At 66.9% G+C, this 13308-nt stretch carries 12 protein-coding genes; 5 read left to right on the plus strand and 7 right to left on the minus strand.

Going from position 1 to position 13308, the window contains the following annotated elements; genetic code table 11:
• Nucleotides 1–155: 155 nt before the first annotated feature.
• A complete protein-coding gene (ispG, locus tag IEW24_RS20025; RefSeq protein WP_373870099.1) occupies nucleotides 156–1493 on the minus strand; it encodes a flavodoxin-dependent (E)-4-hydroxy-3-methylbut-2-enyl-diphosphate synthase in 1338 nt (445 codons plus the stop codon).
• Nucleotides 1494–1593: 100 nt separating this feature from the next.
• A complete protein-coding gene (locus tag IEW24_RS20030; RefSeq protein ID WP_188581952.1) occupies nucleotides 1594–2214 on the minus strand; it encodes a Fur family transcriptional regulator in 621 nt (206 codons plus the stop codon).
• A gap of 265 nt (nucleotides 2215–2479) precedes the next feature.
• Between IEW24_RS20030 and IEW24_RS20035 the strand changes: the two genes are divergently transcribed.
• From IEW24_RS20035 to IEW24_RS20050, 4 genes are all read left to right on the plus strand, one after another.
• Nucleotides 2480–3265 carry a 3-hydroxybutyrate dehydrogenase gene (locus IEW24_RS20035; RefSeq protein ID WP_188581954.1) on the plus strand — a complete coding sequence of 262 codons (786 nt, stop codon included), beginning with the start codon at nucleotides 2480–2482 and terminating at the stop codon, nucleotides 3263–3265.
• A gap of 10 nt (nucleotides 3266–3275) precedes the next feature.
• A complete protein-coding gene (locus IEW24_RS20040) occupies nucleotides 3276–4301 on the plus strand; it encodes a patatin-like phospholipase family protein (RefSeq protein WP_244644559.1) in 1026 nt (341 codons plus the stop codon).
• A gap of 10 nt (nucleotides 4302–4311) precedes the next feature.
• The gene (locus tag IEW24_RS20045) at nucleotides 4312–4737 is read left to right on the plus strand and encodes a lipocalin-like domain-containing protein (RefSeq protein ID WP_188581958.1); all 426 of its coding nucleotides are present in this window, start codon (nucleotides 4312–4314) and stop codon (nucleotides 4735–4737) included.
• Nucleotides 4738–4865: 128 nt separating this feature from the next.
• Entirely contained in the window at nucleotides 4866–5543 is a 678-nt protein-coding gene (locus tag IEW24_RS20050) for a hypothetical protein (RefSeq protein WP_188581960.1), read from the plus strand.
• A 78-nt stretch (nucleotides 5544–5621) separates the two neighbouring features.
• On the opposite strand, the gene IEW24_RS20055 is transcribed toward IEW24_RS20050, so the two are convergent.
• The 5 genes from IEW24_RS20055 to IEW24_RS20075 all read right to left on the minus strand — a co-directional run bounded on the left by IEW24_RS20055 (nucleotide 5622) and on the right by IEW24_RS20075 (nucleotide 12066).
• Nucleotides 5622–6794: a serine hydrolase domain-containing protein gene (locus IEW24_RS20055; RefSeq protein WP_188581962.1), complete on the minus strand. Its 1173-nt coding sequence runs from the start codon at nucleotides 6792–6794 to the stop codon at nucleotides 5622–5624.
• A 74-nt stretch (nucleotides 6795–6868) separates the two neighbouring features.
• The gene (locus IEW24_RS20060; protein WP_188581964.1) at nucleotides 6869–8866 is read right to left on the minus strand and encodes an acetyl/propionyl/methylcrotonyl-CoA carboxylase subunit alpha; all 1998 of its coding nucleotides are present in this window, start codon (nucleotides 8864–8866) and stop codon (nucleotides 6869–6871) included.
• 13 nt (nucleotides 8867–8879) lie between these two features.
• The gene (locus IEW24_RS20065) at nucleotides 8880–9656 is read right to left on the minus strand and encodes an enoyl-CoA hydratase/isomerase family protein (protein ID WP_188581966.1); all 777 of its coding nucleotides are present in this window, start codon (nucleotides 9654–9656) and stop codon (nucleotides 8880–8882) included.
• Entirely contained in the window at nucleotides 9653–11260 is a 1608-nt protein-coding gene (locus tag IEW24_RS20070; RefSeq protein WP_188581968.1) for a carboxyl transferase domain-containing protein, read from the minus strand. Before IEW24_RS20070 ends, IEW24_RS20065 begins: the two co-directional genes overlap by 4 nt.
• A gap of 170 nt (nucleotides 11261–11430) precedes the next feature.
• Nucleotides 11431–12066: a TetR/AcrR family transcriptional regulator gene (locus tag IEW24_RS20075; protein ID WP_188581971.1), complete on the minus strand. Its 636-nt coding sequence runs from the start codon at nucleotides 12064–12066 to the stop codon at nucleotides 11431–11433.
• Nucleotides 12067–12435: 369 nt separating this feature from the next.
• Between IEW24_RS20075 and IEW24_RS20080 the strand changes: the two genes are divergently transcribed.
• Nucleotides 12436–13305, plus strand: coding sequence for an ABC transporter ATP-binding protein (locus tag IEW24_RS20080; protein ID WP_188581973.1), 870 nt, complete (start codon nucleotides 12436–12438; stop codon nucleotides 13303–13305).
• The last annotated feature ends 3 nt before the right edge of the window (nucleotides 13306–13308 follow it).

Consider the following 13308-nt stretch of genomic DNA (forward strand, 5'->3'; position numbering starts at 1 on the left):
GTATCCACGCGGTGGCGCTCGAAACAGGCTTCAGAAGTCCGCACTGTCGGCACGGCGTGGATGGCCGGGACAAGCCCGGCCATGACGGTCTATTGCTTCAGAAACGCTGTGTGCAGAAGAACACTCGCAGCCGCCGAACCTGCGTAGCGCCCGCCTCACTCCGCCGCGGGCTTGGCAACCTCGGCCTGCGCGGCGACGCCGAAGCGTTTGGCCACATATTCTTCCACCATCTTGCGGAATTCGGCCTGCAGGTTGGGGCCGCGCAGCGTGCCCACCTTCTTGCCGTCCATATAGATGGGCGCGCTCGGCACCTCGCCGGTGCCGGGCAGCGAGATGCCGATGTCGGCATGCTTCGATTCGCCCGGCCCGTTCACGATGCAGCCCATCACCGCCACGTTGAGCGTCTCGACGCCGGGATAGAGCTTCTTCCACTCCGGCATGCGCTCACGGATCATGTCCTGCACGCCCTGCGCCAGCTCCTGGAAGGTGGTGGAGGTGGTGCGGCCGCAGCCGGGGCAGGCGGCCACCAGGGGCACGAAGGTACGCAGGCCCATGGTCTGCAGGATTTCCTGCCCCACCTGCACCTCGCGGGTGCGGTCGCCGCCCGGCTCGGGGGTCAGCGACACGCGGATGGTGTCGCCGATGCCCTGCTGGAGCACGTAGCCCATGGCCGCCGTGGAAGCGACGATGCCCTTGGAGCCCATGCCCGCCTCGGTCAGGCCGAGGTGCAGCGCATAATCGGCGCGGCGCGAGAGCTCCGTATAGACGGCGATCAGATCCTGCACCGCCGAGACCTTGGCGGACAGGATGATCCGGTTGCGGGCAAGGCCGATCTCTTCCGCGAGCTGGGCCGAGAGGAGGGCCGAGCGGATCAGCGCCTCGCGGGTGACGGCGCGGGCTTCCGCCGGCTTCGGCAGCTTGGCGTTCTCGTCCATGAGCGCGGTGAGCAGCTCCTGATCGAGCGAACCCCAGTTGGCGCCGATGCGCACCGCCTTGTCATGCTTGATGGCGGTCTCGACGATGGCGGTGAACTGGCGGTCCTTCTTGGCGCCGAAGCCCACGTTGCCGGGGTTGATGCGGTATTTGTCCAGCGCCTCGGCGCAGGCGGGATGGTCCGCCAGCAGCTTGTGGCCGATGTAATGGAAATCGCCCACCAGCGGCGTGGTGATGCCCTGCCGCAGCAGGCGCTCCTTGATGCGCGGCACGGCGGCGGCGCTCTCGTCGCGGTCCACCGTGATGCGCACGATTTCCGAGCCGGCGCGGCTGAGCGCTGCCACCTGGCGGACGGTCGCTTCGATGTCGGCGGTGTCGGTATTGGTCATCGACTGCACCACCACGGGTGCATCGCCGCCCACCAGCACATGGCCCACGGGCACCGCCACCGTAGGGCGGCGGAAGGCGGGGCCGGCTTCCAGAAGCTGATCGGGAACGACAGGGACCGGCGCGCACCCGGCCAGATCCGGTCCGGGGGAAGCGGGGGTGTCCAGCGTCATGACCATTTGTCCTTTGCCGGCTAAACCGGGCTTGTCCACGCCGCGCGGGCGCTCTTCGGCCACGCCGGCCCGTCGGAGGTAGGCGTCCGGCGCCTGCCCGTCAACCGCCGCTGCGGTCTTCACCTGCGGGAGCGGGCACGGCTTGCCCCCGGCAATGGGCGCAGCAGCCGGCCACTTCCAGCACCCGCTGGCGGGGCTCGAAGCCGGCCGAGCGCGCGGCCCAGGCCAGATCGCGGCCGACCGCGTGCGAGCCGACCTCGCGGGTGGAGCCGCACTGCTCGCAGATCAGGAACACCACCACGTCATCCGCCTCATGCGGATGGCCGCAGGCGAGGAAGGCGTTGCGGCTCTCGATGCGATGGGCGAGGCCCTCGGAGACGAGGAAGTCCAGCACGCGATAGACGGACATGGGTGGCGGCTTGTCGCCGAGATCGCCCAACCGCTCCACGATCTCGTAGGCGCCGAGCGGCACATGGCTCTCGGCCAGCACCTGCATCACGCTGCGGCGCAGGGGGGTGAGGCGCAGGCCCTTATCGGCGCACAGCTTCTCCACCCGCGCCAGCGCGCCGGAGACGCACTCGCCATGGTCATGGTCCGGGCCGTGGTCGTGCCCGTGATGATGGCCATCGTCATGCGCATGGTCCGCATGCGCATGCGAATGATCGTGCGGCGGGTGATCGCCGCTGACCGGGGCGTCCGGCGGGGGAGCAACGGAAGTCATAAGAGACAATGTAGCGGGCCGCGCGCTTCCTTGCCATGCCCTCCATCGTCCGACCGACGCGGGCGCAAGCGACACGCAAGGGAAGCGGCCAGAAATCTTTCGGGATCGACCGGACATGCCCGAGCACGAGCGTTGCGAAAACCGGTCAACCGTCGCAAGGTTCGGGCGCGGGCGGCTGCCCGCCGCCATGACGCTGCCGTCACACCTCTCGGCTACAAGAGGCGTGAGAGGCGCGCTCCGTCGCCAGACTTGAGGAACCGAAATCATGTCCATCAAGGGTAAGGTCGCCGTCGTCACCGGGTCCACCAGCGGCATCGGGCTCGCCTATGCGCGGGCATTCGCGGCGGAAGGCGCCAATGTGGTCATCAACGGCCTCGGGGATGCCGCCGCCATCGAGGCCGAGCGCGCCCGGATCGAGAGCGACTTCGGCGTCAAGGCGCTCTATTCCGACGCCAACATGCTCAAGGCCGAAGAGATCACCGGCATGGTGAAGCTGGCCGAGACCGAGCTCGGCGCCTGCGACATCCTCGTGAACAATGCCGGCATCCAGCATGTCGCCCCGGTGGAAGACTTCCCCATCGACACCTGGAACATGATCATCGCCATCAACCTGACGGCGGCCTTCATCGCCTCCAAGGCGGCGATCCCCGGCATGAAGGCGAAGAAGTGGGGGCGCATCATCAACACCGCCTCCGCCCATGCCCTCGTCGCCTCGCCCTTCAAGTCGGCCTATGTCTCGGCCAAGCACGGCATCGCCGGCCTGACCAAGACCATCGCGCTCGAGACCGCCACCCACGGCATCACCGCGAACGCCATCTGCCCCGGCTATGTCTGGACGCCGCTGGTGGAGAAGCAGATTCCCGATACCGCCAAGGCGCGCGGCATGACGGAAGAGCAGGTGAAGCAGGACGTGATCCTCGCCGCCCAGCCCACCAAGGAATTCGTGACGGTGGAGGAAGTGGCGGCGCTGGCGGTGTTCCTCGCCTCCGACAATGCCCGTTCCATCACCGGAGCCATGCATCAGATCGACGGCGGCTGGGTGGCCGAATAAGCCGCCCCCCGTGGCCAAGGCCATAAGCCTCGCACTGCAAGGGGGAGGCGCCCATGGCGCCTTCACCTGGGGCGTGCTCGATCGCCTGTTGCAGGAAGACAGCATCACCATTTCCGGCATCTCCGGCACCAGCGCCGGGGCCATGAATGCGGTGGTGCTGGCCTCGGGCCTTGCCAAGGGCGGGCCTGAGGCGGCACGCGCGGCGCTGGAGCAGTTCTGGCGCGACGTCTCCCGCGACGGGCGCATGTCGCCGCTCCAGCGCACCGCCTTCGACCGGCTGTTCGGTTCCTGGTCGCTGGCGCAGAACCCGGCCTATCTGGCCTTCGAGGTGGCCTCGCGCTTCCTCTCGCCCTACGATCTCAACCCGCTCAATATCAATCCGCTGCGGGACATCCTCACCGCCCATGTGGATTTCGAGGCCATCCGTGCCTCGGACGTGAAGGTGTTCATCTCCGCCACCAATGTGCGCACGGGGCGCGCCCGCATCTTCGGTCATGAGGAGATGACCGCCGAGGCGGTGATGGCCTCCGCCTGTCTGCCGCAGCTGTTCCAGGCGGTGGAGATCGACGGGGTGCCCTATTGGGACGGCGGCTACATGGGCAATCCGCCGCTGTTTCCGCTCTATGAGAAGGTGGAGGCGGAAGACCTGCTTCTGGTGCAGATCAACCCGATCCTGCGCGAAGAAACGCCGCGTACGGCGGCGGAGATTCAGAACCGCATCAACGAGATCACTTTCAACGCCTCGTTGCTGGCGCAGCTGCGCATGATCCAGCGCGGCACCGAGCTGATCGAGCAGGGGCTGCTATCGCGCTGGACGCTAAAGGATCACCGCCTGCGTCGCATGCGCCTGCACCGCATCGGCGGCGAGGACGAACTGGCGAAGATGGACGTGTCGTCCAAGATGAACCCGGAATGGGCCTTCCTGAAGCATCTGCACGACATCGGCCGGCAGAGCGCGGAGACTTTCCTCGCCGCCCATTTCGACGACATCGGCACCCGCAGCACGCTGGACCTCAAGCTTGAGCTGGAGGATTGAGGGGAATGTCATGACATCCGCAGCGAACCTGCTGGGCACATGGCGCATGCTGTCGTGGACGCGCACATCCGTCGCCACCGGCGTAGTTGAGGATGCGCTCGGCCCCAACCCCATCGGCTACATCGCCTATCACGCCGACGGCCGGATGATGGCCTTCGTCCAGCGGCGGGAGCGGCTGGTGCCGGACGGTCCGCTGACCCCGGCGCAGAAGGCGGAGCTGTTCGATTCCATGCTGGCCTATACGGCCGCCTATCGGGTCGAAGGTGACAGAGTGATCCACACGGTGGATGGCTCTTGGAACCCGCTCTGGGGCCGGGAGCCGCTGATCCGGCCGTTCACGCTCGACGGTGATCATCTGGTGATCAGCGGCGCACCGGGCCATGATCCCGTGACCGGCGACGAGGTGGTGTACCGGATGGAATTCGAGCGGGTGTAGGTGCGCGCCTTCTGCATCGCCCCCGTTTCCAGTGCGTGATCTTGCGTGAGGCCGCGTCACGGAACATCGTGCGCACCCGCCGGTTATTTTGCCGGCGGAGCGGTCGGTCGTTGCAAGGGAGCCGGGTGGTGCATCAGGGGCGCGCGGGATTTTTTCATCGTCTGGTTTTTGCGGCGGCGGGCGTCGGGGCCGCGTTCTGGGGCATGGCCGCGCACGCGCAAGCCGTGCCGCCGGGCTTCGATCAGCAGGCGGCCTTCAATCGTCTCCTGCTGTCGCCCACTATGCAGACATTCATCGCGACCAACGTCAATGCGCTCGAGAACCCGGTGCTGAAGGCGGAGTGCCCCAGCCTGAAGGTGCTGGAGGCCAACCGATACGACATCGTTCAGCGCCCCGTGTTCGAGCAGAACGGGCAGAGCGTGGGCCTGAAATCCGGCGTCTGGGTCAGCATGGTGAAGGTGGAGCGTTGCGGCCAACCGACCATGCGGCGGCTGCTCATCAAATATGAACCGGATCAGAAGCGCTTTCAGGCGATCCCTCTGCTGCCCGGCGATTTCCGTGGCAATCTGCAACTGGAAGTCGACGCCCGGCGGATCGTCATTCCCGGCGTCATGGCGCTCGCCAAATGCAGCGACGGCAAGCAAGTGTTCGCGCTCGACGTGAGATCCGGAGGTCCGTCCACGGCGGAGGGCTGGTCGGAGAGCTGGAGGCTGCAAACCTGCGGCCGGAAGGCAACGGTGACGGTCCTCTACCGCAAGGTCGGCGACGGCATGGACATCACCGGCAAGGACATCAAGGTGGAGTGAGGCGGGCGTAGCCGGCCATACCCGGCACGGCACCGGCGGCGCGCTCGACCGGCCGGCGGTGCTTGAAGGCCGGCCCCCTCAATCCTCCAGCCTGCTCACCGCCGGCCAGCCGAACACGCCGGTCGCGCGCTTGAGGATGGCGTCCACCAGCACGTTGCCGCTCTCAGAGCCGGTCATGATCACCATGCCCTGCCCGCGCTGCGGGAAGAACAGCATGTAGGCCTGATAGCCGGGGCTCTGGCCGCGCTTCATGGCGATGAGGTCGTTGCCCGTGCCGGCCACCGCAATGCCCAGCCCGTAGGGGCCCTTGGCCTGCGCCGTGAACATCAGGCGCGCGGTCTCCGGCTTCAGCAGAGCATTCGCCTCACCGCGATAGGCCGCCGAGACGATCACCATCAGCCGCGCCAGATCGGCCGGCGTGGACCACAGCCCGGTGGCGGCGAGCTCAGGCAGCACGCGCCAGCCGCCCACCAGCGCCGTGCCCGAGGCCTCGTGGCCCAGCGCCAGCGAATAGGCGCGCTCCTTGGGCGGGGGCTGGCGGAAGAAGCTGTCGATCATGCCGGTGGGTTTCAGCACCAGCGCTTCCATGGCGGTGGCGAAGGGAAGGCGCGTCACATCCTCGATCAACTGCTGGATCACCTCATAGGAGCCGGCCGAATAGGCAAAGCCGCTGCCCGGCACCCGCTCCACCTTGATGGGCGGAGCGTTGGACCAGGTGTCGCCGGCAAGGATCTGCTTGAGAGTGGGAATGCGCGAGCCCGGCGGATAGCCGGCGTAGGCCGGCACGCCGATGCCGGCTGTCATGCTGAGCAGGCCGCGCAGCGTCACCGGATGGCCGCGTGTGAACTCGCTTTCGGGGATATGCCAGGATTTCAGCTGGGCATTGACGTCGCCGTCCAGCGACAGCCGTCCGTCTTCCACCAGCCGCAAGGCGGCGATGGCGGTGACGAATTTGGACAGTGTGCCGGCCTGAAACGGGCTGACCGAACTGTCGCTGCCCAGCGCACCGGCCTCGGCGAGCTTGCCGCCCTCCACCACCGCGAGGCTCACCGAGGTGATGTGGAGGAGGGTCATGGCGTCCCGCAGACCCATGCGGTCGGGGCCGGTGAGGGACAGGCCCTCGTTCAGTTCTTCCAGCTTGGCGCGGATGTCATCCTGCGCGCGCGCGGCAGGGACGAAGCCGGCAAGGCCGAATGTGAGCGCGAGCGCAAGGATGAGGACAGTGACGACCGGGCGGCGATCGGCAAACATGAAGGTACACGCTCCGGGACGGATGCAGTGCGGTACTCAACCACAATCATGGTTGCAACTGAAATTGCTTTTGTTCAGTTCAATTCCTCCAGCACCAGCAGTTCCGCACCCTCGTCCACCAGATCGCCCACGGAAAAGTGAAGCTTGGCCACGCGCCCGTCGCGAGGGGCGGTGACGGTGTGCTCCATCTTCATGGCCTCCACCACCACCAGCGCGGTGCCCTTTGTCACCTCCTGCCCATCCTCCACGGCAATGCGAATCACTGTGCCGGGCATGGGCGCAACGAGACGGCCGGCGGTGCCTGTGGCATCGATCGAGGCAACGCGGGGATCGACGAAATCGATCGCGCGTTCGGTGCCGCCGGCAAAGACGGTGAGCTTCATGCCGGAGCGCACCACCCGCGCTTTCAGCCGCACGCCGGCGAGTCGCGCCGCGAGCGTGCCGTCCGCCTCCCGCGTGCCTTCCACCGGCAACGGTCCGCCCGGCAGGTCCAGCACGAAGCCGTTCGGCCGGTAGTGGGCGCGCACCGCGATGCGGGCGCCCTGATCGGAGAAGGTGAGGTCCACGTGCGCCGCCCTGTTGAGCCGCCAGCCGGGGGCGAGGCCCCAGGGCGAGAAGGGGTCCGCCGGATCGGCGGCGGCGGCCGAGACGCGAGCCTCTTCCAGCAGGATGGAGAGAGCAGCGAGCGCCAAAGTGCGGTCGTCCGCCGGCTCCGGCATAGGCAACAGGTCGGCCGCATGGCGGGCGATGAAGCCAGTGTCGAGATCCGCAGCGGCGAAGGCCGGATGGCCGGCGATGGCGGCAAGGAAGGTGCGGTTGGTGGCAAGGCCCACCACTTCGGTGGCGGCGAGCGCGGCGGCGAGCCGCCCCACCGCCTCGGCCCGGTCGGTACCGGCGGCGATGATCTTGGCGATCATCGGGTCGTAATGGATGGAGACGCTGTCCCCGGCCCGCACGCCTGCATCCACTCGTACGCCGGGCACGTCCACCGGCAAGCGGAGGTGATCGAGCCGGCCGACCTGGGGCAGGAAATCCCGTTGTGGGTCTTCCGCATAGAGGCGGACTTCGATGGCGGCACCCTGAAGCGGAATCTGCTCCTGCGTGAGCGGCAACGGCTCGCCGCGTGCGACCCGCAACTGCCACTCCACCAGATCCTGCCCGGTAATGGCTTCGGTGACGGGATGCTCCACCTGCAGGCGGGTGTTCATCTCCATGAAGAAGAAGCCGTCGCCCTCGGCGATGAATTCCACCGTGCCGGCGCCCACATAGCCCACGGCTTTCGCGGCATCGACGGCCGCCTTGCCCATGGCGGCGCGGCGCTCGGGCGGAAGGCCGGGCGCGGGGGCTTCCTCCACCACCTTCTGGTGGCGGCGCTGGATGGAGCAGTCGCGTTCGTGCAGATAGACGGCATTCCCGTGCGTATCGGCGAACACCTGCACCTCGATATGGCGAGGACGGGTGAGATATTTTTCGATCAGCACCCGGTCATCACCGAAAGCACCTTTCGCCTCGCGTTGGGCAGAGGCGAGGGCGTCGGCAAACTCGCCGGCCACATTGACCACCTTCATGCCCTTGCCGCCGCCGCCGGCGGAGGCCTTGATGAGCACGGGATAACCGATGCGGTCCGCCTCGCGGGCAAGCAGCGTGGGATCCTGATCGGTGCCGTGATAGCCGGGAACCAGCGGCACGCTGGCCTTCTCCATCAGCGCCTTGGCAGCGCTCTTCGAGCCCATGGCGCGGATGGCGGAGGCGGGCGGCCCCACGAAGATGATGCCGGCGTTGACGCAGGCGTCGGCAAACTCCGCATTCTCGGAGAGGAAGCCGTAGCCGGGGTGGATGGCATCCGCCCCGCTCTTCTTTGCGGCCTCCAGAATGGCGTCGATGCGCAGATAGCTCTCGCGGGCGGGGGCGGGGCCGATGGGCCAGGCTTCGTCCGCCACTTCCACGTGCAGCGCGCGGGCGTCCGCGTCCGAATAGACCGCCACCGTGGCGATGCCCATGGCTTTGGCGGTGCGCATGACGCGCACGGCGATTTCGCCGCGATTGGCGACGAGCAGCTTGCGCAGGCTCATGCTGTTCCTCCGCTCATGATCTGCCCCATTCGGGTTTGCGTTTTTCGAGGAAGGCGGCGAGCCCCTCGCGCCCGTCCGCGCTGGCGCGCTGGTCGGCGATGCGATGGGCGGTGTTGGCGATAACGTCGTTTGAGAGCGGCCGGTCTACGGCGGCGATCAGCGCCTTGGTGGCCGCCACCGCCTCAGAACTCGCGGCGCGCAGGGCTTTCAGGTAGCGGGCGAGGGCGCCGTCCAGCTCCTCCGGCGGCACCACCTCATGCACGAGGCCGAGGCGGCGGGCGGTCTGGGCAGAGAAACGTTCGGCGGTGAGGAAGAAGCGCCGAGCCTCCCGCGCGCCCATGGCCCGCACCAGATAGGGGCTGATGACAGCCGGGATGAGGCCGATGCGCACCTCTGTGACGGCGAATTCCGCCTCCGGCACGGCCACTGCGATGTCGCAGCAGGCGATCAGCCCGAGCGCCCCGGCGAAGGCCGAGCCCTGGACGCGGGCAAGGGTGGGCTTGGGGCAGGTGTCGATCACCTGCATCAGCCGGGCGAGCTTTTCCGCATCCGCCACGTTCTCGGCGTGGGAATAGGCGGCCATGCGGCGCATCCAGTTGAGATCGCCGCCGGAGCAGAAGGTCGGACCTTCCGCCCGCAGCAGGATGGCGCGCACGGTGGAATCCGCGCCCGCCGCTTCGTAGGCTTGCGTGAGCGCGTCGATCAGCGTGTCGTCGAAGGCGTTGTGCACCTCCGGCCGATTGAGAGTGAGGAAGGCGACGCCGTCCTCGTGGGAGATGAGAAGGCTCACATCCGGAACACGCCGAAGCGCGTCTCCCTCTCGGGGGCGTTCAGCGACGCAGACAGGGCCAAAGCCAGCACCATGCGGGTGTCGGCGGGGTCGATCACGCCATCGTCCCACAGCCGGGCAGAGGAATAATAGGGATGGCCCTGCACCTCGTATTGCGCCTGGATGGGGGCCTTGAAGGCGGCTTCTTCCTCGGCCGCCCAACTGCCGCCGCGCCCCTCGATGCCGTCGCGCTTCACCTGTGCCAGAACGTTGGCCGCCTGCTCGCCACCCATTACCGAGATGCGCGCATTGGGCCACATCCAGAGGAAGCGCGGATCATAGGCGCGCCCGCACATGCCGTAATTGCCAGCACCGAATGAGTTGCCGATCACCACGGTGAATTTGGGCACGCTGGCGCAGGACACCGCCGTGACCAGCTTGGCGCCATCCTTGGCGATGCCGCCGGCCTCGTATTTGCGGCCAACCATGAAGCCGGTGATGTTCTGCAGGAAGACCAGTGGGATATTGCGCTGGCAGCAAAGCTCAACGAAATGCGCGCCTTTCTGCGCGCTCTCGGAGAACAGGATGCCGTTATTGGCGATGATGCCCACCGGATAGCCGAAGATGTGGGCAAAGCCCGTCACCAGCGTCTGGCCGTAAAGCGGCTTGAACTCGTCGAATTCGGAACCGTCCACGATGCGGGCGATGATCTGCCTCACGTCGAACGGCTTCTTCGGATCCTGCGAGACGATGCCGTAGATCTCCTCCGCATCGTAGAGCGGCGCCTTCGGCGGCCGGATCTCAAGCCCGTGGTCCTTGCGGCGGTTGAGCCCGGCGACGATGGTGCGGGCGATGCCGAGCGCATGCGCGTCGTTCTCCGCCATGTGGTCGGAGACGCCCGAAGTGCGGGTGTGCACGTCCGCCCCGCCCAGTTCTTCCGCCGTAACCACCTCGCCGGTGGCGGCCTTAACCAGCGGCGGGCCGCCGAGGAAGATGGTGGCCTGGTTCTTCACCATGATGGACTGGTCGGCCATGGCCGGCACATAGGCCCCGCCCGCCGTGCACGAGCCCATCACCACCGCGATCTGGGCGATGCCCTCCGAGGACATGTTGGCCTGATTGAAGAAGATGCGGCCGAAATGCTCGCGGTCCGGGAACACCTCGTCCTGATTGGGCAGGTTGGCGCCGCCTGAGTCCACCAGATAGAGGCAGGGCAGATGGTTTTCCCGGGCGATGGCCTGCGCCCGCAGATGCTTCTTCACCGTCATGGGAAAGTAGGTGCCGCCCTTCACGGTGGCATCATTGGCCACGATCATGCACTCGCGGCCCGATACGCGGCCGATGCCGGTGATGATGCCGGCGGCGGGCACCTCGTCGTCATAGAGGCCGTGGGCAGCCAGCTGCGAGAGTTCGAGGAAGGGCGAGCCGGTGTCCAGCAGGGTGCGAATGCGATCGCGCGGCAGCAGTTTTCCGCGCTTCAGGTGGCGTTCGCGGGCCACCGTCCCGCCGCCTTCCGCGATGTGATCCACGGTCTGGCGCAAGTCGGCAACGCTGGTCGCGAGCGCCTCCCGGTTGCGGGCGTAGGCGTCCGAGCGGCGGTCTACCGCATCCTCGATGATGGCCATTGGGTCCGTCCCTCGAGCGTTTCACCCTTCATCCGGTGGAGCGGACGCACGGCTCCACCGGCCGGAAAACCGGCCTCAAGGGTCGCCAGACGTATCCTCCACCGCCGGTCAGCGCCGGCTTCTTATGGAAACGATCGTGCGTTTTTTTAATTGCGCCCGCAAGGGGCAATTCACGCCCGCTTCAATTGCCGCGGCGCGGCTGCGGTGGGCAGTACCCCCGCAGCCACCCCGCCGGTGACGAGATCGGTATAGATGATCACCAGTTCATCCTGGCTGAGGCGGCCTTCGGGCCGGTACCACATGCAGATTCCGGTGAGCATGGAGATGATGGCATAGGTGCTCACGCGCGGCTCGGTGACTTTGAAAACCCCCTCGGCGACACCGGCGCGCAGGATTTCCTCCAGCAGGCCCTCATAGCGCCGTCGCATGGCCACCACCTCGGCGCGGTGCGCCTCTTCCAGGCTGCGGATCTCCATGTTGGCGATGAACACATGGGCCATGCGCGTCATATGGTAGCGCAGGTGGAAGCCCACATAGGCGCGCAGCCGCTCCGTGGGCGTTGTGCACCCTGCGAGCGCTTCGTCCACCCTGGCCTGCAGGTCCTCCATGTGGTCGCGCACGATGTCGAACAGCAGGCTCTGCTTGTTGTCGAAATATTTGTAGAGCGAGCCCGATTGCAGGCCGACCTCGGCCGCCAGCTGCCGCAGGCTCATGGCCTCGTAGCCGTGCCGGTAGATCAGCTTCACGCCCGCCTGGCGGATCGCCTCGGCCGTGCGTGCGCCATTGGACCCCACTGTCCGCGCCATGTGCGCTTTCGTCCTTCGCCCCGACGGTTCGACGCTGCGATGCTGAACGCGCAGGGCCATCCGGTCTTGTGATTTCGGAAGGGGCGCATCGGCCTTGCGATGCCGGACCCTTCGGTGTCTGATGCTGCCGCGAACGCTGCGCGACGCGGGTTAGATTGATCGTCCTGTCGCCGCCGCGCAAGTGAGACATGTCTCTCTCGCTGCGCGAAGAGGGCTTGACCACATCAAAAAAAGAACGTTCGATTGTTTCTGCAACCCGACGCATGATCGGGGCAAAACAAGGCGCCCCACGCCAACTTTGAACGGGCGCCACACCGGAGGAAGCGCACGGCCATAAGGCCGGCGAACGCCTCCGCATGGGAGGACGGCATGGGAGGAGAGCCAAGCGGCGTTGCCGCGGGCGCGACGCTGCTCGACGTGCGTGATGTCTCGCTGCGCTTCGGTGGCCTCCGGGCGCTGAGCGAAGTCTCATTTTCCGTGGAGAAGGGCGAGCTGTTCTCCATCATCGGCCCCAACGGCGCCGGCAAGACCTCGCTTCTGAACTGCATCTCCGGACGCTACTCGCCCAGCGAGGGCCGCATCGGCTTCGAGGGCCGCGACATCACGCGCCTGAAGCCCAACAAGCGCGCCGCCATCGGCATCGGCCGTACCTTCCAGAACCTGGCGCTGTTCCACCACATGAGCGTGCTCGACAACATCATGGTCGGCCGCCACCATTTGCTGAAGAACAACTTCCTCACCGGCGCGCTCTACTGGATCGGCGGCGCGCAGAAGGAGGAACTGGAGCATCGCCGCAAGGTGGAGGACGTCATCGATTTCCTCGACATCCAGCATGTGCGCAAGGCCACCGCCGGTACCCTCTCCTACGGGCTGCGCAAGCGGGTGGAACTGGCCCGTGCCGTCGCCCTTGAGCCGAAACTCATTCTCCTCGACGAGCCCATGGCGGGCATGAACCTTGAGGAGAAGGAGGACATGGCCCGCTACATCGTGGACCTCAATGAGGAGTGGGGCATGACCATCATCATGATCGAGCACGACATGGGCGTGGTGATGGACATCTCTCACCGCGTGATGGTGCTGGATTTCGGCCGACGCATCGCCCACGGCCAGCCGGCTGAAGTGCTGGCCGATCCCCATGTGCGCAAGGCGTATCTGGGCGAGGAGGATGTGGAAGACCCGTTCGAGCAGGAGGCGCCCGCCGCCACCCCCGGCGCCGCCGTGCGCCAGCTCTCCGCGTGAGGC

Origin of the sequence: Azorhizobium oxalatiphilum, assembly GCF_014635325.1 — a bacterium.
Taxonomy (GTDB): Bacteria; Pseudomonadota; Alphaproteobacteria; order Rhizobiales; family Xanthobacteraceae; genus Azorhizobium; species Azorhizobium oxalatiphilum.